This is a genomic window from Nostocoides sp. HKS02 (genome assembly GCF_009707485.1).
In the GTDB taxonomy this organism is placed as follows: Bacteria; Actinomycetota; Actinomycetes; order Actinomycetales; family Dermatophilaceae; genus Pedococcus.
Genome location: NZ_CP046121.1, coordinates 788,068 through 806,156, shown reverse-complemented (window position 1 = coordinate 806,156; position 18,089 = coordinate 788,068). Strand labels below are relative to the sequence as shown.

General features: G+C 68.4%; 17 protein-coding genes and 1 tRNA gene. 10 read left to right on the top strand and 8 right to left on the bottom strand.

Annotation, left to right across the window (positions count from 1 at the left end; all coding sequences use genetic code 11):
* Positions 1-101 precede the first annotated feature (101 nt).
* Entirely contained in the window at positions 102-578 is a 477-nt protein-coding gene (locus GKE56_RS03760) for a response regulator transcription factor (protein ID WP_154683407.1), read from the top strand.
* 28 nt (positions 579-606) lie between these two features.
* On the opposite strand, the gene GKE56_RS03755 is transcribed toward GKE56_RS03760, so the two are convergent.
* Complete coding sequence (locus GKE56_RS03755) at positions 607-1,299, bottom strand: DUF899 domain-containing protein (RefSeq protein ID WP_154683406.1); 693 nt, start codon at positions 1,297-1,299, stop codon at positions 607-609.
* Between the two features lie 211 nt (positions 1,300-1,510).
* On the opposite strand from GKE56_RS03755, the gene GKE56_RS03750 reads away from it, so the two are divergent.
* From GKE56_RS03750 to GKE56_RS03735, 4 genes are all read left to right on the top strand, one after another.
* Positions 1,511-2,800, top strand: a complete 1,290-nt coding sequence (locus GKE56_RS03750; RefSeq protein WP_230209167.1) for a GAF domain-containing serine/threonine-protein kinase — start codon at positions 1,511-1,513, stop codon at positions 2,798-2,800.
* A gap of 277 nt (positions 2,801-3,077) precedes the next feature.
* Positions 3,078-4,031 carry an ice-binding family protein gene (locus GKE56_RS03745; RefSeq protein WP_230209166.1) on the top strand — a complete coding sequence of 318 codons (954 nt, stop codon included), beginning with the start codon at positions 3,078-3,080 and terminating at the stop codon, positions 4,029-4,031.
* Positions 4,032-4,369: 338 nt separating this feature from the next.
* The gene (locus GKE56_RS03740) at positions 4,370-4,891 is read left to right on the top strand and encodes a L,D-transpeptidase (RefSeq protein ID WP_230209165.1); all 522 of its coding nucleotides are present in this window, start codon (positions 4,370-4,372) and stop codon (positions 4,889-4,891) included.
* 289 nt (positions 4,892-5,180) lie between these two features.
* On the top strand, positions 5,181-6,116 hold the full coding sequence (locus tag GKE56_RS03735) for an acyl-CoA thioesterase (protein ID WP_154683403.1): 936 nt from the start codon (positions 5,181-5,183) through the stop codon (positions 6,114-6,116).
* A gap of 169 nt (positions 6,117-6,285) precedes the next feature.
* Here the strand turns inward: GKE56_RS03735 and GKE56_RS03730 are convergent, their stop codons facing one another.
* From GKE56_RS03730 to GKE56_RS03720, 3 genes are all read right to left on the bottom strand, one after another.
* Positions 6,286-7,188 (bottom strand): ATP-binding protein, encoded by a 903-nt coding sequence (locus GKE56_RS03730; RefSeq protein WP_154683402.1) that lies wholly within the window; start codon positions 7,186-7,188, stop codon positions 6,286-6,288.
* Between the two features lie 831 nt (positions 7,189-8,019).
* On the bottom strand, positions 8,020-9,027 hold the full coding sequence (locus GKE56_RS03725) for an amylo-alpha-1,6-glucosidase (RefSeq protein ID WP_154683401.1): 1,008 nt from the start codon (positions 9,025-9,027) through the stop codon (positions 8,020-8,022).
* Positions 9,014-9,868 carry a glycogen debranching N-terminal domain-containing protein gene (locus GKE56_RS03720; RefSeq protein WP_154683400.1) on the bottom strand — a complete coding sequence of 285 codons (855 nt, stop codon included), beginning with the start codon at positions 9,866-9,868 and terminating at the stop codon, positions 9,014-9,016. The genes GKE56_RS03725 and GKE56_RS03720 overlap by 14 nt, the downstream gene beginning before the upstream one ends.
* A gap of 215 nt (positions 9,869-10,083) precedes the next feature.
* Between GKE56_RS03720 and GKE56_RS03715 the strand changes: the two genes are divergently transcribed.
* Both GKE56_RS03715 and GKE56_RS03710 read left to right on the top strand, forming a co-directional pair.
* Entirely contained in the window at positions 10,084-11,076 is a 993-nt protein-coding gene (locus GKE56_RS03715; protein ID WP_195908224.1) for a substrate-binding domain-containing protein, read from the top strand.
* A gap of 11 nt (positions 11,077-11,087) precedes the next feature.
* Entirely contained in the window at positions 11,088-12,335 is a 1,248-nt protein-coding gene (locus GKE56_RS03710) for an extracellular solute-binding protein (protein WP_154683398.1), read from the top strand.
* 351 nt (positions 12,336-12,686) lie between these two features.
* Here the strand turns inward: GKE56_RS03710 and GKE56_RS17190 are convergent, their stop codons facing one another.
* The gene (locus tag GKE56_RS17190; protein WP_230209164.1) at positions 12,687-12,983 is read right to left on the bottom strand and encodes a hypothetical protein; all 297 of its coding nucleotides are present in this window, start codon (positions 12,981-12,983) and stop codon (positions 12,687-12,689) included.
* Between GKE56_RS17190 and GKE56_RS17185 the strand changes: the two genes are divergently transcribed.
* Both GKE56_RS17185 and GKE56_RS03700 read left to right on the top strand, forming a co-directional pair.
* A complete protein-coding gene (locus GKE56_RS17185; protein WP_370518484.1) occupies positions 12,943-13,608 on the top strand; it encodes a carbohydrate ABC transporter permease in 666 nt (221 codons plus the stop codon). The genes GKE56_RS17190 and GKE56_RS17185 overlap by 41 nt on opposite strands.
* Positions 13,605-14,453, top strand: a complete 849-nt coding sequence (locus tag GKE56_RS03700; RefSeq protein WP_154683397.1) for a carbohydrate ABC transporter permease — start codon at positions 13,605-13,607, stop codon at positions 14,451-14,453. The genes GKE56_RS17185 and GKE56_RS03700 overlap by 4 nt, the downstream gene beginning before the upstream one ends.
* Positions 14,454-15,277: 824 nt before the next feature.
* Here GKE56_RS03700 and GKE56_RS03695 read toward each other — a convergent pair.
* Positions 15,278-15,709, bottom strand: a complete 432-nt coding sequence (locus GKE56_RS03695; RefSeq protein ID WP_154685601.1) for an Hsp20/alpha crystallin family protein — start codon at positions 15,707-15,709, stop codon at positions 15,278-15,280.
* Positions 15,710-15,907: 198 nt separating this feature from the next.
* Here GKE56_RS03695 and GKE56_RS03690 point away from each other — a divergent pair, with 198 nt between their 5' ends.
* Positions 15,908-16,279, top strand: a complete 372-nt coding sequence (locus GKE56_RS03690; protein ID WP_154683396.1) for a MerR family transcriptional regulator — start codon at positions 15,908-15,910, stop codon at positions 16,277-16,279.
* Positions 16,280-16,449: 170 nt separating this feature from the next.
* Here GKE56_RS03690 and GKE56_RS03685 read toward each other — a convergent pair.
* Together GKE56_RS03685 and pyk are read right to left on the bottom strand one after the other, a co-directional pair.
* Positions 16,450-16,532: transfer RNA gene (locus GKE56_RS03685), tRNA-Leu, on the bottom strand.
* A 53-nt stretch (positions 16,533-16,585) separates the two neighbouring features.
* Positions 16,586-18,046, bottom strand: a complete 1,461-nt coding sequence (pyk, locus tag GKE56_RS03680; protein ID WP_154683395.1) for a pyruvate kinase — start codon at positions 18,044-18,046, stop codon at positions 16,586-16,588.
* Positions 18,047-18,089: the final 43 nt, after the last annotated feature.

The following is an 18,089-nucleotide window of genomic DNA, read 5'->3' as shown; positions in this document are numbered from 1 at the left end:
GGGCATCCCCCGTTTGGACCACGTTTCGGCGAGGCGTCCACCCGCACGCGCGCGCTCACGTACGTTTCTCACCAATCGACCACATCGGAGGCCAATCGACCATGAGCGCGTTCAGCCCGGTCCGCGTGCTGCTGGCCGACGACGACGCCGACATTCGCGACCTGGTGCACTTCAAGCTCACCGGTGCGGGGTATGCGGTCCACGCCGTGGGAGACGGCGCCGCAGCGTGGGACTCGTTCCAGGCCGACCCGCCGAACGTGGTCGTGCTGGACGTGCAGATGCCCGGCCTGTCCGGCATGGACGTGCTCCGACGGATCCGCGAACATCCCGACGCCCACACCAACGCCGTGCCCGTCGTCTTGCTCAGCGCAAGGTCGCGAGACAGTGATGTGGACGCAGGACTCGCGGCCGGGGCGACCGACTACCTGGTCAAGCCGTTCAGCCCCCGAGCCCTCCTGAGCCGCGTCCAGGGCCTGCTCGCCACCCATGAGCCCTGCAGGTCAGGGCGGCCCGATCCACCACGCCGGGCGATTGCGGCGCAGCTGGGCGCGCACTCGAACGACCTGTCGACCTCCTAGAGCGATGAGGACCTGAGGTGGTGGTCCGTCACGCCCCGTGCCCGTACGCATCGTGATAGTTCCACCACTGGTAGGGCGGGGTCTGGGGGTAGCCGTCCGGCGAGCGCTCCCACGTCTCCTGGCGCCCGAGCGCGGAGAGGTCGAGATAGCTCCACGTGCTGCCCATCGCCTCGTCACCACGACTGTTGACGAAGTACGTGCGGAACACCCGGTCCCCGTCGCGGATGAAGGCATTCGTGCCGTGCCACTCGTCGACCCCAAAGTCGGTGTCGAAGTCGTCGGTCAGGGTGTACCACGGGATGAGCTCCCACCCGTTGCGCGCCTTCAGGTGAGCGATGTCCGCCTGGGGGGCCCGCGAGACGAACGCCAAGGTGGTATCGCGAGCATTCAGATGCGCCGGGTGCGCTACCTGGTCGGCCACGAACGAGCACCCGACGCAGGCACGGTCCGGGTAGGAGCCACCCTCAGCCAAGGTGGTGATGTCCGGCGCATAGAAGGCGCGGTAGACGATCAGCTGGCGGCGGGACTCGAACAGGTCGAGAAGGCGTGCCGATCCGTTCGGCCCTGCAAAACGGTAGGCCTTGTCGACCGCCATCCATGGCATGCGCCGCCGGTGCGCAGCCAGGGCGTCGCGCGCCCGGGTGAGCTCCTTCTCCTTCACCAGCATGCGCTCCCAGGCCTCGTGCCACTCCTGCGGGGAGACAATCGGAGGTGTTTCCATGGGCTGATCCTCCTGCCAAACCTCCGCGGCGGCGAGTGGCCTGATCGAACCCGTCGATCTGAGGCCGATTCCCTGAGCCGGCCGCGGCTGGCGTACTCTTTCTCGTAATTTGAGAGAGCGGATGCACGTGTCGGACGGTTCAGCCAACGGTACTGGGAGCACGCTCCTCGGCGGCCGTTATCGACTCCTCGATGAGCTTGGGCGAGGCTCGGTGGGCACCGTCCACCGAGCACGGGATGAGTTCCTCGGCCGTGACGTCGCCGTCAAGCTCATCGAGCCCCCCGTCGTGAACGCCGATGACCTGCGCCGCGACGAGGACGAGGTCAAGCTCCTCGCGCGACTGAACCACCACGGCCTGGTCACGTTGTTCGACGCGGGTGCCGACGTGTCCGACGACCATCGGCCGCGCATCTACCTGGTGATGGAGCTCATCGACGGGCCCGACCTGCGTGACCGCCTCGCCCAAGGGCCGCTGCGATCGCTGGACGTGGCGCAGATCGGTAGTGACCTGGCCAAGGCACTGACCTACGTCCACGACCACGGCGTGGTCCACCGCGACGTCAAGCCGGCCAACATCATGATGTTCGACTACGGCCATGACGCGGCCAGGGTCCGGGCCAAGCTCACGGACTTCGGCATCGCCGTGCTCATGGAGGCCCCGTTGTCCGGCGGCAACGGATCCTTCATCGGCACCGCGGCCTACGTGAGTCCCGAGCAAGCCAAGGGCGAACCGCTCGGACCGGCCAGCGACATCTACTCCCTCGGCCTGGTGCTGCTCGAATGCCTCACCGGGGTGAAGTCCTTCCCCGGCGACCCGCTGCCCAGCGCCCTGGCGCGGCTGTTGCACGGGCCCGACATCCCCGCCAGCCTCGACCCGCAATGGCTGGAGCTCCTCACAGTCATGACCGCAACCGACCCCGGTTCCCGGCCAACCGCTGCGGACTCGGCGCGCGCCCTGACGGAGATCATCGTCGCGCAGAAGACGCGGCATACGGGGACCTCATCGGTCATGCCCCCTGACGAGGCTGCCAGGCTGGAGGCCGTTCACCGCTACCAGATCCTCGATACGCCCGCGGACGGTGCGTTCGACCGGATCACCGCCCTGGCCTCGCGGCTGTTCTCGGTGCCCATCGCGATCGTCAGCGTGGTCGACCGCGACCGCATCTGGTTCAAGTCCCACCACGGGTTGGAGGTCGCCCAGGTGGACCGCGAGCCCGGTCTGTGCGCGTCGGCGATCCTCCAGGACGAGCCGTGGATCATCGAAGATGCCCGGCTGGACTCGCGTGCCCTGTCCAACCCGTTGGTAGCAGGGGAGCTGGGCCTGCAGTTCTACGCCGGCATCCCGCTGCACACCAGGGACGGCTACAACCTGGGCACGCTGTGCATCATCGACCGCGAGCCACGAACCATGAGCCACGAGGACCTCACGACGCTCGAAGACCTCGCCGCGATCGTGATGCACGATCTCGAGCAGCGGATGCAGAGCCGACTGCCCGCCTGAGCGCGGGTCGTTCTCGGGCTCTGGCTGGGGCCGGCGGCTGAGCCAAGGACCCGGACGACGAAGGCGTTGCGGAACGTGCCTCGCGGGTCCCGAGGGGTCCGGGACGCCCGGCCTGACGGGCCTTGCTCGACAAGTCGTCGCAAGTCGACACTTCCCTTGACAAACCGTACAAAGCGGGCGACCCTGACCACTGAGAGACAGCGGGGAAGTACGCGCGGGCAGCGCCCCTCAACTGGTATGGCCGCCCGTAGCATTTCCTGTCGTTAGGGTGCCCACCGTGGCCGCACGTTGCATCTCCATCCCCGTCTCTGGCTCCTTCCCCACGCACGGCAGCGGCATGCCGCTGTGGCGCAGCCGTCGGTCACTGGCTGTTGCCAGCGGGGTGGCCGTTGCTCTCGTGGTCGGGTTCGGGGCGGCACGCCCCGCCGACGCAGCTACGGCTCCGGTGGGTCTCGGCACCGCGGGCAGTTTCGCCGTGCTGGCCGGATCGACGATCACGAACACGGGCGCGTCTCGGATCAGCGGCAGCGCCGGGGTCAGCCCTGGGACTGCGGTGACCGGCTTTCCCCCGGGATTGGTGTTCAACGGCACCATCCACTCGGCGGACGCAGTCGCTCTGCGGGCCAAGACTGACCTCACGACCGCCTACAACGACGCCGCCGGACGCAGCACCACCTCGGCCGTGACCGCGGATCTGGGAGGTCGCACGGTGGTGCCGGGCGTGTACACGGGTACGACGCTGTCCCTGACCGGCGCGCTCACGCTCAATGCGCAGGGCAACCCGAACGCCGTCTTCGTCTTTCAGTCGGCCAGCACCCTGATCACGGCATCAGCCAGCGCCATGGTGCTGACCAACGGCGCCAGTCCGTGCAACGTCTACTTCAAGGTCGGTAGCTCCACGACCCTGGGGACGAACTCCGTCTTCATCGGCACCGTTCTTGCTCATACCTCGATCACCGCAAACACTGGCGCCACCATTGCGGGCCGGCTGCTGGCCAGCACCGGCGCGGTGACCCTGGACGACAACACGATCACGCGGCCGCTGTGCTCGACCACCTCGGGAACCCCGACACCCAGCGGCACGTCAGGCGGGTCCGGCACGACCGGGACAGGCGGCTCGGGCACCAGCGCAACCATGGGCGGCATGGCTGGAACCCGCACCGGCGCCGATGTGGGCGGAGCGGCAGGGCCGGCAGTCGCCGTGAAGGCGGCTGCTCGTTTCACCGGGTAGTCCGCGGGTGGACCCTTGGCCTGCGCCGGGGTCCACGGCACTCCTCACGGCAGGGCTAGTGGCCCACTGAAGTAGGACCTCGACGAGAGGGGCAGGTCATCCCAGGGCAACGACTGTGCGGCCTCCTGCTCGCGGCGGTCTTGGCGATCGTCCTGGCGGGCTGCGCCTCGGCTCCTCCGCACGTGGTGCAAGGGCCTGCCTCCTCACTGCCAGCCGCGACAGCCACGACAGCCACGCCGGCCACGACAGGGGCAGGCGCCGCGCCGTCAGCTACCTCATCGGTCTCGGCCACCGCCGTCGGGCGCACCCTCCACATCCATTCAGCCCCGGACGGTCCGGTGATCCGGAACCTCGCCAACCCCCAGCCTGCGGGGGCACCGCTGACGCTGCTGGTCACCCGGCAGGACGGACCCTGGTTGCAGGTGTCCCTGCCGGTCCGACCGAACGGCAGCACGGGTTGGGTGCGCGGGAGCGAGGTGCGGACCGCGCGGGTTACCTATCGTGTCGAGATCTCCACCGCCGCCCACCGGCTCACCCTGTATCGGTCGGGGCGACTCGTGGCGACCTTCGCCGCCGCCACGGGTACCGGGGGGACCCCCACCCCGCTGGGAACGTTCTTCCTGACCGAGCTCCTCGCCCCCACCAACCCTGGTTACGGGCCGTATGCCTACGGCCTGTCGGCCTTCTCCACCGTCCTGACGTCCTTCGGCGGCGGTCCTGGTCAGATCGGACTTCACGGCACGAGCGACGCCAACAGCATCGGCCATTCCAGCAGCCACGGCTGCATCCGACTCAGCAACGGCGACATCACCACCCTGGCCAGGGTCCTGCCCCTGGGCACCCCCGTGAATATCACCTGAGCAGGACCGGGTTGAGCGCACCCCCTCGCTGCTCGAGGAGGGAATGGCGGGAGGGGGTGCGCTCGGTGACCTGCGCCAGGGGCTTCGCACCCCTGGGCTATGCGACGGTGCCCCGGAGGTACGCGACCGGGTCCGGGGCAGCGGCACCACGATATGCCCGTTCTGGGCCGATGAGAAGAGTCGGTCGGTCGCCTCGGCCCCTCGGTACTGAGGACGTCGCTCACAGCGCCCGGTCAAGCACTCTCGGACGATCGTGCAGACCCGACTGGCTGGGCGGTATAACGGTCGCGTGGCTCCTGCCCGTTCAGTCACGCTGCGGTTCCTCGCCGCGCCCACGGACGCGGGCTATTCGGGCAACGTCTCTGCTGGGCGGGTGCTGGAGTGGATCGACAAGGCCGGCTACGCGGCAGCGGTCGGGTGGGGCGGCACCTACTGCGTCACGGCATACGTGGGGAACGTTCGCTTCACCAAGCCCGTGGGCGTGGGGCATCTGGTGGAGGCGACGGCCAGCCTGGTCCACACCGGGCGTAGCAGCATGCACATCCTGGTCTCGGTCAGCTCCGGCGACCCGCGTGACGGCGCCCTCCAGCCGGCCACGGAATGCCTCATGGTGTTCGTGGCGATCGATGCGGACCGTCGCTCCGTGGCGGTCCCCGTCTGGGAGCCGCTGGACGACCGTGACCGGGAGCGGCAGGCAAGCGCCGTGCGACGAATCGCGTTGCGGGCCAAGATCGAGACCGCGATGGCGGCCCAGACGTACTCCGACGCCGGCACCGCCCCGAACGTGACGCTGCGGTTTCTGGCCGCGCCGACGGACGTCAACTGGGGAGGCAACGTGCACGGAGGCATCGTCATGCGCTGGATCGACGAGGCCGCTCACATCCTGGCCACGCAGTGGACCAAGAGCGCCGACAACGTGGCGGTCTTCGTGGGTGGGGTGCGCTTCTACCGGCCGCTCCACATCGGCCACCTGGTCGAGGTCGAGGCGCGCCTGCTGCACACCGGCGCGAGGAGCATGCACGTCAGCGTGCACGTCCGCTCCGGCGACCCGGCGACCGGAGTCCTGGAGCAGACCACTCACTGCCTGATCGTCTTCGTGGCTCGCGACGAGGAAGGTCACGCGAAGGCCGTGCCTGGGTGGCAACCGTCCTCACCGGAGGACGTGGCCCTCAACGACCATGCCGTGGAGCTCATCGGGCTGCGTTCCCAGATCCCACGCACCTGACCCACCGTGGCGATGCCTGGCCGGTTCGTCGACCGGTTCGCTGCTCGGCTGCGGCGTAGGGACCGTCGGCAAAGATCCTTGGGGCGCGAAAGGTGCCCGTGGTGCCGCGCGCACACGCGGAGCATCGCTCACCACCGGAGGGCAGCTGAGGGATTGATCGCCACACGGGTCACCGCGTCGGTTCGAGCACGAACCACACGGTCATTCCGACGGCGTCCAGTTCCGAGCCCCATCTGGTCGAGAAGGCGTCCACGAGCTGGAGCCCGCGTCCGTGCACGGACAGCGGATCCACCGTGACGTTTCTGGGATCGACGACGACTGTCGAGCCGCCGTCGCGAATGGTCGTGGTGATGACGCCACCGTCGAGCACGACGCGAAGCTCGCAGCCGGCATCGCAGTGGATGATCGCGTTGGTGACCAGCTCGCTCAGACACAGGATCGCGTCGTCGACGGTGTCCTCCTCGATGCCCCATCCCGCGAGGGTCCTCCGCACGAAGTGGCGCGCCTGGGCGACCGCCCTACGGTCCGCGGCGACCGAGTACGTAGCCGCCCGTGCGCCATGCGGCACCGGCTCGGCCTGCAGGGATCTGCTGGCGTGCGTGGTGGCGCGCTGAACGCGACGGAGGTCAACGCCCAGCTGTACCCCCAGATCCTCGAGCTCGGTCAGCTGTGCCAGGTCGAAGCGCTGCGGGGTGTCGAAGAACAGCGCGTATCCGCCCTGGACATGACCAGCCGCGAAGATCGGGACGGACGCGAGCGCGTGCGTCGTCAGCGTCTGGCGGTCAACGAACGCGCGATAGCGGTCGGCGAGGTCGTCCAGCGAGCCCACGACCGTCGCACCTGTGCGGACCGTGTCGTTCAGCGGGACGTCGTCGTACGCGTCGACTTCACACCATTCGAGGCTGCGTTCGTCGTCGCGGTCACTCGCCGTAAAGAGCAGCCGTCGTCCACCGCCTTCGACCAGTGCCAGCCCGGCCCGATGAACGCCCGGCACGTGGCCGAGCTGCGCGAGCGCGGACCGCGCCCACGCCTCCCCCTCAGGGACCGGTCTACTGGCGAGCGCGTACGCCATCGCGTCAGGATATCCTCGCCCGCTCCGCCGTAAGGGGGGACTTCGCGCTGCGCGCTGTGGTGACCCTGAGGGCTGGGTGACCGTGAGGGCTGCGCCTGACAGGTATGCGCTCAGCAGGTCTGACGATCGGCGATCATCCTCGATCACCACGATCGACGCGAGCGTGGCCCATCCTCCTCGCCCAGGACCTCGCCCGTCCCCCGTCGCAGAGCTATCGAAAACCCGAAGGTGCTGCCAACCCCGACTTCGCTTTCCAGAGACCAAGGCGCAGCCCGGCCACCAGCGAGGTCTGGACCGCGCGCAGCACAGCCAGCCGCTCGGTTCGGGTCAGCGCACTGAGCGCCTCAACGTGAGCCTGTTCCAGCGCATCGGCCGAGCGGTCCGGAGGTGGAACCGGTACTGGCGGACGACCGGGTCCTCTGCGCGCGGTCCTTCCGGCCCCCCGGTTCACAGCTCAAGGGCGAGCGCCGAGGCTGATGACGCGGGCTAGCAAGAGTCGTACCAATCTTGTGGCCAACCTTCCCTCGCCGACACGGGAGGACGTCGAGGCGCGGAAACCAATCGCCAGCAAGTCAGGCGTTCAGGGTGAACCCATCGGGCAGTCCGTCGATGCTGACACGGCCGCCGGCATCGACCGAGACCGCCACCGAGGCATCGCCGACTCGTATTCCGCGCACCGATATCGGCCCGAACGGCAGTCCCGGAGGGGGCTGCACGGTAACCGTCCGGTTTGGGACGTCTACCGACAGTCCGAGCGCGATCGTGAGGAGTGCGACGGCCGAGGCTGCAGACCATGCCTGCGGACGGCAGGAGGCTGGATAGGGGATTGGTTCACCGAGGACACCGGTGTCGGCGAACAAGCTCGGGGTAGCGGTAGTCGAAGGCCTCGGCGGCCGCGAGCAGTCGCTGGGCGACGAGGGCAGATTCGGCGCGGTGGCCTTCCCGGAGCATGCCGAGGGCACAGATCGCGGTGTCGTGGGTCCATACCGACCCGGTGTGGTAGCCGAGTGGGTTGAAGCCACCGTTGTCGCTTGCGTAGGTCGCTATGCCGTGCTTTCCGAGCATCCGGGGTTCGGTGAGGACGTCGGTCACCCGGGTCGCCTCCTGGGCCGTGAAAAGTCCCGTGCCGAGCCCGTGGCCCATGTTGGATCCGAGGCCGGTCACCGCCTCACCGTGGCCGTCGACGGCCATCGCGGGATAGGCGCTCTCCCCCGCGCCCACCCAGAACCGTCGCCGGACGACGCCTTGCAGGTTGTCGGCGAAGGCCTCGAGCAGCTGAGCGCGTCCAGCGTCGTCATCGGTACCCAGCGCCAGCAGCAGGGTGGCCGCCGCACGGGCCGCTTCCACGGCATATGCCTGGGCCTCGATGAGCGCGATGGGTGCGTCGGCGATCCGGCCGTCGCGCCAGCGGATCGAGTCGCTGCTGTCCTTCCAGCCCTGGTTGGCCAGGCCGGTGCCGCTCCGGTCGACGTACGTGAGGAGCCCGTCGGCGCCGGGCGCGATGTCGGTGAGCCACGTGGTGGCAGCACGGAGTTCGGGTAGCAGCGCACGGACCTCGTGTTCCGGCATGCCCCACCGCCACGCATCATGGAGGAGGCAGATCCACAGCGACGTTGCGTCCACGGTGCCGTAGTACACGGGCGGCAGCTCGAGGTGGCTGGTCGGGTCGGCGTAGGCGACCCGGCGGACCTCGTGGAGGATCTTGCCGGGCTCCTCGGCCCGAAGTGCGTCGTGCTTCGTGCCCTGGCGGCGGGCAAGCGCGCGGAGGGTGCCCGCCGCCAGCTCGGTCCCGATCGGCAGGGCGAGACGTGCCGTCCAGATCGAGTCACGGCCGAACAAGCGTGAGATACCAAGGCGATCCGGCGGCGGCGAAGAAGTCTCCGCGCGCATCGGGGTCGTTGAGGAGCAGCGACTGGAGGTCCGCGAGCGAGGCCGCAACGACCCGGGTCAGGCGCGGGTCACCGGCGACCACGGACACCACGTCGGGCCAAGCCACGGAACTGGTTGCGTCGTCGGCGTCGAAGCGCGACGGCGCGATGCGTGCGACTGAGGTCCGCAGGACGACCGTGGCCGACTCGCCGGCATCGACGGTCAGCGGCAGGGTCAGGCGAAGTGCGCCGTCGGGATCGACCGTCGAGCTGGTCGGCGCCGGATCGCACACGACGGTCACGCCGTGGCGTGAGGTGGTCCACCCGCCACCAGAGGAGGTCGCAACGGCTGGCGCGAGCACGCCGAGCGCATTCCCCCCCTTGACGACGGCGATCTCGGCACCATCGCCTCCCAGGACGACCGTGAGGTCGGCGGTAATCGGCATCGCGCGCGACCTGATGGTGAGCGTCTCCTCGGCACCATCACCACGGAGCAGGCGACGCCGGTGCACCTCGACGGTCGGGTCGGGGCTGCCCGAGGCACCGAGGTGGCGGGCCGATCCCACGAACTCGCTCCGCGGGCCCAGTGCGGCCCGCCCGACCGGCTCGAGGGTCGAACCGGCAAGGGTGACCAGGCACCGCGAGACAACCCGGGCGTCATCGACGTAGAGCCCCTCAGCCGCCGAGCGACCTACATCGCCGTCGGCCGATCCGAGCGCAGTCACGTTGCCCGCCGTGGTGATGACGAGGTCATGCAGCCATGGCTGCACTCGGGTAGGTCCGGCAGGGGTGTCGATGCGCGGCGCGGGCATGTGCTCTCTTCCGGGAACTGGGTGCCGGGAATGTTCTCATTCCCGTGCATTTCAGTGAGGGTCTTGACAGTCCGCGCCCGGAGGCGCGATTCTGTCCGCCAGCCATATGAACGTTCAAAGGCGCATCCTTCCAGACGCGAATATGAACGTTCCACAGCGGAGGGTGGCCGTCAAGGATGACGTCGGATCGAGGGGGTCGCGGCCGCGCGACTGTGATGGACGTTGCCCGCGCCGCGCGGGTCTCCCGCCAAACGGTGAGCAACGTCGTCAACCAGCCGGATCGGGTTGCGCCCGACACGCTCGAACGAGTCACCCGGGAGATCGTTCGCCTGGGCTTCCGACCTAGCCGGGCCGCGCGCAACCTCAAGCAGGAGCGCGCCGGCGCTTGGGGCCTGGAGCTGAACACCACCGGCGTCGGGCGCCAGGGAAACATCCTGGTCAACTTCCTCGTCAGCCTGACGACCCTGTCCCGTCGGCACGACGCGCACATTGTGCCGTTCACCGCGCCCGACCCCGAAGCCCCCATCTCGGCGTACGAGGATCTCCTTGCCTCCCGCCTGGTCGACGGATTCGTGCTCACCGACACCCGCCACGGCGACCCGCGTCCGCAGTGGCTGCGCGAGAATGGCATCCCTTTTGCCTCCTTCGGTCGGATCTGGGACGACCCCACGCACACCGCGTGGGTCGATGTCGACGGCGCCGCAGGCATCGAGGCTGCCGTGCGGCACCTGGCCGGCAATGGCTTCGAGCGGATCGGCTTCCTCGGGTGGCCGCCGGGGTCCGCGGTCGGCGATGACCGCCGATTGGGCTGGTCGCGCGCGACTCTCGACCTCGGCATGGACAGTGCAGCCTGGCAGGCCACTGCTGCCCAGGACATCTCGCTCGCCTCCGCGGCGGCCGGGCCGCTCATCGACCGGCTGGGCCGAGGAGGTGCGATTGTCTGCGCCTCCGATGTCCTCGCCGCCGGCGCGTGGGTGGTCCTGCGCGAGCGCGGTTGGCGGCCGGGGGTGGACATGGGTCTGGTCGGCTTCGACGACGGCGACCTGGCTTCAGCGCTCGGCCTCTCCTCCGTGCGCCAGCCACTGGCCGTGGCCGCTGACCGCGTCCTCGAGCTGCTCGACGGCAAGGGCCTCGAGGCCGGCCTCGTGATTCCCCCTGAACTGGTCATCCGGGCCAGTTCGTCCCCTGCGGGCGACCGCACCAACTGAAAGAGACACCCATGAAGACACGGTCCGTCCGTGGTACCACTGCGCTCTCCCTGGCCGCTACCGCTGCGCTCGCGCTCACCGCGTGCAGTGGTGGCTTCAGCAGCTCCACGACGCAGAACACCAGCAAGGGCCCGGTCAAGCTGACGGTCATGATCGGTAGCTCCGGTGCCGCCGAGACGGCCGCGGTCAAGTCGGCCACCCAGGCGTGGGCGACCAAGACGGGCAACACCGTCGAGGTCATCGCCGCTTCCGACCTCGGTCAGCAACTCGGCCAAGCGTTCGCCAGCTCGAGCCCACCCGACCTCTTCTACACCGACGCTAGCAAGGTCGGCACGTACGCCAAGGCGGGCAACCTGTACGCCTACGGCGACCAGGTCAAGAGTGCCGGGTTTGTCGACTCCCTGGTCAAGTCGTTCACCTACCAGGGCAAGTTCTACTGCGCGCCCAAGGACTCCTCGACCCTCGCGCTCGAGATCAACACCGCCATGTGGGCCAAGGCCGGCCTCACCGACGCCGACATCCCCAAGGACTGGGCCGGCCTGGAGGCCGCCGCGAAGAAGCTCACCAAGGGCAACGTCACCGGTCTGGTCATCGGCAACGACATCAACCGTGGTGGCGCCTTCATGAAGCAGGCCGGCGGGTGGGTCGTCTCCCCTGACGGCAAGATGACCGCCGACGCTGCGGGCAACCTCGCGGGCTTGCAGGAGGTCCAGAAGCTCATGAAGGCGGGGGTGCTGAAGTTCAACACCGACACGAAGCCGGCCACTGGCTGGGGCGGCGAGGCATTCGGCAAGGGGCTGGCTGCCATGACGATCGAAGGCAACTGGATCGCCGGCGGCATGAAGGACTTCCCGAACATCAAGTACAAGACCGTCGAGCTCCCTGCCGGCCCCGCCGGCAAGGGCACCCTCATGTTCACCAACTGCTGGGGTATCGCCGCCAAGTCGGCTAACCAGGCCGCTGCCGTCGACCTGGTCAAGTCACTCATCACCCCGGCCCAGCAGATGGCCTTCGCCGACGCCTTCGGCGTGATGCCCTCGACGACCGAAGGCCTCAAGCAGTTCGCAGCCAAGTACCCGGACTCCGCAGCCTTTGTCTCTGGTGCGGCCTACGGTCAGGGCCCGGTCAACCTCGCCGGCCTGGACGACGTCATGAGCAAGTTCAACGCCGAGCTGGCCACCCTGTCCAAGGGCGGCAACCCGGCCGCCATGCTGGCCGAGCTCCAAAAGAACGGCAAGGCAGCCCTCTCGGGTAGCTGACCGACCCACTCGGTATGCCGGTGGCGCCTCGCCCCTGCGCTGGCGCCACCGGCATACCTCCCCAGCACTCGTCCGCATCAAGACCCCCACCCCTTGGCCGCCACACCCTTCACGCAGGAGTAGCACATGACGTCAGCCGGAGTGGCCCGACCAGCCTCCCTCGAATCGGTCGGCACCCAAGGAGTCGTCGCCGGTCCCGGGAAGCCCACCAAGGGCGGGCGTGGCGGTCTGCACGGTCCGCAGGGACCGATGGGCTGGCTGTTCGTGTCGCCCATGGTGGTCATCCTCGGGCTCTTCCTGGCCATCCCCATCGTGATGGCTCTGTGGGTGAGTCTGACCAACTGGAACGGGTCAACCAACCCCTTCGCCGGAGGCCCGGGCGCCCACTTCGTCGGCGCAAAGAACTACACCGACCTGTTCGCCAGGGACGGGCTGACCCGGTCCAACTTCATGCAGTCGATCAGCAACACGTTCTGGTACGTGCTCTTCGTCGTCCCCGCACAGACCGCCCTCGCGCTCGGGCTCGCCCTGCTCGTCAACGCCAAGGTCCTCAAGGCGCGCAGCTTCTTCCGGACCGCGTTCTACTTCCCCCTCGGTCACCAGCTCGATCGCCATCTCGACGGTTTTCCTCTTCATCTTCTCCAGCACCGGCGTTGTCAACGGCCTGCTCAAGGTCGTCGGCCTCAGCGGGCCGGACTGGTTCACCGACGACCGCGGCCTCATCCACCTGCTCTTCAACGCCCTCGGCGTGGACAACCCGGGTTGGGGTCAGCACGACATCCTGGGCCGCAGCCTCTGGGACTGGCTGTCCGGCCCCTCGGTGGCGATGAGCGTCATCATCATCCTCGTCGTCTGGACGACCTCGGGCACCTTCATGCTCATGTTCATCGCCGCCCTGCAAGACCTGCCCGTAGAGATCGACGAGGCAGCAGCCCTCGACGGCGCCACCGGCTGGAAGAAGCTGCGCAACGTGACCATCCCGATGATCCGGCCGGTCCTGTTCCTGGTGCTCACCCTTGGCCTCATCGGCACCTGGCAGGTCTTCGACCAGATCTACGTCATGGGCAAGGGCGCACCCAACGGAACAACCCTCTCCCCCGCGTTCCTGTCCTACCGACAGAGCTTCGGCAACTTCAAGTACGGCTCAGGCGCCGCGATGGCCTTCGTCGTCTTCTTGATCATCGTCGTGCTCACCCAGATCCAGCGGTGGGCACTGACCGACAAGGACGAACGACCCTCACCGTTCCGCCGCCGGAAGGGAGCACGCGCATGACCACCCGCACCAGCCCCCTGAAGCAGACGCTCATCTACGGGGCACTGACCATCTTCGCCCTGATCTTCATCGTGCCCTTCCTCATCCAGATCGTGACCTCGGTCAAGACCGATCCGGACGCGGCATCGCACCCGTTGTCGCTCGTCCCGAACCCCCTGAGCCTGACCGCCTGGAAAACGATCTTCGGCAGCGGCGTCGTGCCCTTCCCGACCTGGATCAAGAACTCGGTGCTCATCGCCGTCATCGTCACGCTCGCCCGGGTCTTCCTCGACAGCCTCGCCGGCTACGCACTGGCACGGCTGAAGTTCCGCGGTCGCGGCGCAGTCTTCGGCGCCCTGCTCGCCGTCATGAGCGTGCCCGGAGTCGCCCTGCTCATCCCCAAGTTCCTGATGGTCAACTACCTCGGCATCTACGACACCTACACGGCGATGATCCTGCCCCTCGTCGTCGACGCAGCCGGCGTCTTCATCATGAAGCAGTTCTTCGACTCGGTCCCCATCTCGATCGAAGAGGCCGCCCGCATGGACGGCGCCTCGATCTTCCGGACCTTCTGGTCAGTCGTGCTGCCCATGGCCCGGCCAGCGCTGATCACCCTGACGATCCTGTCCTTCCAAGGTTCCTGGAACGAGTTCAGCCACTTCATCGTCGTGACCAAGGGCACGACCGACCACATGACACTCGTCACCGGCCTCGCATCCCTCACGAGCGGCCAGCTCGGCGCCGGCACCCAGTTCCCGCTCAAGCTCGGAGCAGCGCTACTCACCACGATCCCGGTCGCGGTGCTCTTCTTCTCCCTGCAGCGCTACTTCATCCGCGGCGCCAACGAAGGCGGCGTCAAAGGCTGACCCCACGGCGAAAGCACCGGGACAGCAGCGTGCGCACAGGACTCAGCGCGGAGCGCGGTGCCAGACGACCGGGCCTACTCGGATCGGCGGTTGACCGGTCACGGTGGGCGCAAAGCGAATGGTGAGCCTGCGTCCGGTCGGGGGTGGGGGCCAGGTGCCGGTCGTGCTCTGGTCGGACTGGTCACTGGCCATGTGGTCGAAGGATTGTCCCGTCGAGGAATTGGCACGGTCCTGCGGCGCTGGGCGCCTTTCGGAACGGCCGGCGCGCACCGCGGATGGTGGGCTGGCGCGAGGCGTGAATGGGTGCGACGTGAGGCCCCGTGGGCCTCGCCTGGGCCGTGAACTGGTACGCCGTCAAGGCGTGGGCGTCGCGCGAGTGGCGTCAGGCGCGATCTCGGGAACGCGGCCCAGGCGAGAGCTTGCGAAAGGTTGCTCTGTCGTCAGCGATGGTACGTGTCGGGTGATCACCTGCCTTCTCTCCTGATGTCGGCGCTGGCCCTGTCGCCGGCGCGGGTGCCCGGTCGCCGAGGTGGTGACCGTTGCCGGCGCCACCCGCCGACACCGGGGTGTCGTGGTCGACGCGCGGCCGCCCCACAGCCACACGGCACCAGCGGATAGCCCGGCTGCGCGCGTGCGGCCGGCGGCGCACCCCTGTGCCTGACCGGCGGCGGACGACTCCCCCACGCGTGGGCGATGATCGCGTCGAACTCGGCCCGCAGCAGCTGTTCGTCGGCCAACACCAGCTCCAGGAACTGCTCGTCCGCGCAATTCGCGGCGCGGTTCTGGTCAGCGGGGGTCGTAGGCATGGGCCTTGCCGTCGGGGTTCAGGCGCTGATGGCCTGCTGGCCTTCGTGCCTGCTGCTGATCTCGATCTTGCGCGGCTTGGCCTGCTCGGCGACCGGGATCTTCAAGGTGAGCACCCCGGCGTCGTAGCTGGCCTCGATGCGGTCGGTGTCCAGGTTGTCCCCGAGCACGAGCTGGCGGCTGAACACCCCGCGCGGACGTTCTGCGGCGAGGAGCTCCGCGTCGCTGGCCCGGGCCGGCCGCTCGGCCTTGACCGTGACGACGTTGCGTTCCACGTCGATGTCGATGGAGTCCTGGCTCACTCCGGGCAGGTCGAACTCGACATGGAAGACGTCACCGTCGCGCCAGGCGTCCATCGGCATGACCGACGGTCGCGCCAAGGTGCCGTCGGGGCCGAAGACCTGCTGGGTCAGGCGGTCCAGCTCACGGAACGGGTCGGTGCGCATCAGCATCGTGGTCACCTCCATTGTGTTGTTGTCTGATGCTGCGTTGTCTGATGCTGCGTTGTCTGATGCTGCGTTGTCTGATTCTCCCGGCGGTGCCACAAACTCCGGTTGAGTCTGTGGCAATCGCCATAGATTTCTTGTAGCACCACTGCCATACTGATGCAAGAGCTCACGACAGAATTTCTCAACAGAAGGATGGGTCCGATGACAGGACCGGTACCCGATGGGGACCGCGGCGTGTACGGCATCTCGGTGGCCGCCGACCTGGTCGGCATGGGCGTGCAGAACCTGCGCCTGTACGAGGCTCGCGGCCTGCTCGAACCCGAACGCACCGAGGGGGGCACCCGCCGGTACAGCGCGAACGACCTGGAGCGGCTGCGGCGGATCGGGGACCTGCTCGACGCCGGCCTCAACCTCGCCGGAATAGGCATGGTCCTTGATCTGGAGGGAGAGAACGCCCGACTGCGCCAAGAACAGGAGGAACCACCATGGCCGGCAGTCACGACGACGAGTCGAGCACCGCGGTCCCGGAAGCGGACTGGCTCGACCAGGAACAGCCCGCCGACCCCCGCGTAGGAGAGGGCCAACCGTGGCCGGGCGACCTCGGGTTCAGCTCAGGAGCATGGCCATGACTGCGAACAACTCGCCAAATCCGGCACCGGCGTGAACGCGCGCTCGCCGGCCCGTGGTGTGGACAGGGTGCGAACAGGATTCGAGACGTCGCGTGTGTGCGCAGGTCAACTGGGTGCCGAAGGCGGGACTTGAACCCGCACGCCCTTTCGAGCAGAGCATTTTGAGTGCTCCGTGTCTGCCATTCCACCACTTCGGCGAGCCGCGGTCCTCAGCGGCGCGGGGCCAGCATAACGGCCGGCTCCCGATGGCTCAGGCGGACCCGGTGTCGAGGTCCTCGTAGGCCGGCGCGACCTTGTTGATCGCGTCGCCCATCTTGTGCACGCGCAGCGCGTTCGTCGACCCGGGGATGCCGGGCGGCGACCCCGCGACGATGACGACCAGGTCGCCCTCCTTGGCCCGGCCGTTGGCGAGCAGGGTCAGGTCGACCTGACGGGCCATCTGGTCGGTGTGCCGGGCCATCGGCACGAGGAAGGTCTCGATCCCCCAGGCCAGCGCGAGGCGCGACCGGGTGTGCTGCTCAGGGGTGAACGCGAGCATCGGGATCCGCGGGCGGATGCGGGACATGCGTTTCGCGGTGTCGCCGGACTGGCTGAAGGTGATGAGGTACTTCACGCCGAGCAGCTCGCCGATCTCGACCGCCGCGGCCGACACCGCGCCACCCATGGTGTGCGGGCGGGTGCCAAGGGGTGGGATGCGCTCGAGCCCGTGCTCCTCGGTGCTCTCGATGATGCGAGCCATCATCAGCACCGCCTCGATCGGGTGGGCCCCCACACTCGTCTCACCCGAGAGCATGAGCGCGTCGGCGCCGTCGAGGACGGCGTTCGCCGCGTCGGAGGCTTCGGCGCGAGTCGGGCGAGGGTTCTCGATCATCGACTCGAGCACCTGGGTGGCGACGATGACGGGCTTGGCCTGGCGCCGGGCGAGCTCGATCGCGCGCTTCTGCACGATCGGCACCTCCTCGAGCGGGAGCTCCACGCCGAGGTCACCGCGCGCCACCATCACGCCGTCGAAGGCCGCGATGATCTCCTCGAGGTTGTCGACGGCCTGGGGCTTCTCGATCTTGGCGATCACCGGCAGCCGGGCGCCGACCTCGTCCATGACCTCGTAGACGTCGTCGAGGTCCTTCGCGGAGCGCACGAACGACAGGGCGATCATGTCCGCCCGCAGTCGCAGCGCCCAGCGCAGGTCCTCCTTGTCCTTCTCGGACAGGGCCGGGACGGAAACCGCGACCCCCGGCAGGTTGATGCCCTTGTTGTTGGAGACCGTGCCCGGGACGCGCACGACGGTGCGGACGTCGGTGTCGGTCACCTCGATGGCCTCGAGGGCGACCTTGCCGTCGTCGATCAGCAGCAGGTCCCCGACGTGGACGTCCCCCGGCAGGCCCTTGTACGTGGTGCCGACCTCGTCTTTGTCGCCGTCGACGTCGCGGGTGGTGATGGTGAAGACGTCACCGGCCGCCAGGTCGACCGGGCCGTCCTTGAACCGCGCCGTGCGGATCTTGGGGCCCTGCAGGTCGACGAGGATGCCGACCGCGTGGCCACTCTCGTCGCTCGCTGCGCGGATGTGGCGGTAGATCTCCTCGTGGTCGGCATACGCCCCGTGCGAGAGGTTCAGCCGGGCGATGTCCATGCCCGCGGAGACGAGCTCACGGATCCGCTCCGGAGTGGAAACTGCCGGGCCGAGGGTGCAGACGATTTTGGCGCGACGCATGACTTTGACCCTATCGGTCGAGGGCGCCGGACGTGACGCCGGT

Coding starts and splice junctions, on each gene's coding strand:
- GKE56_RS03755 (WP_154683406.1), bottom strand. CDS start 1,299: ATGGAAACACCTCCGATTGTCTCCCCGCAGGAGTGGCACGAGGCCTGG.
- GKE56_RS03690 (WP_154683396.1), top strand. CDS start 15,908: ATGACAGGACCGGTACCCGATGGGGACCGCGGCGTGTACGGCATCTCG.
- GKE56_RS03715 (WP_195908224.1), top strand. CDS start 10,084: ATGGACGTTGCCCGCGCCGCGCGGGTCTCCCGCCAAACGGTGAGCAAC.
- pyk (WP_154683395.1), bottom strand. CDS start 18,046: ATGCGTCGCGCCAAAATCGTCTGCACCCTCGGCCCGGCAGTTTCCACT.
- GKE56_RS03710 (WP_154683398.1), top strand. CDS start 11,088: ATGAAGACACGGTCCGTCCGTGGTACCACTGCGCTCTCCCTGGCCGCT.
- GKE56_RS03730 (WP_154683402.1), bottom strand. CDS start 7,188: ATGGCGTACGCGCTCGCCAGTAGACCGGTCCCTGAGGGGGAGGCGTGG.
- GKE56_RS03760 (WP_154683407.1), top strand. CDS start 102: ATGAGCGCGTTCAGCCCGGTCCGCGTGCTGCTGGCCGACGACGACGCC.
- GKE56_RS03695 (WP_154685601.1), bottom strand. CDS start 15,709: ATGCTGATGCGCACCGACCCGTTCCGTGAGCTGGACCGCCTGACCCAG.
- GKE56_RS03700 (WP_154683397.1), top strand. CDS start 13,605: ATGACCACCCGCACCAGCCCCCTGAAGCAGACGCTCATCTACGGGGCA.
- GKE56_RS03720 (WP_154683400.1), bottom strand. CDS start 9,868: ATGCCCGCGCCGCGCATCGACACCCCTGCCGGACCTACCCGAGTGCAG.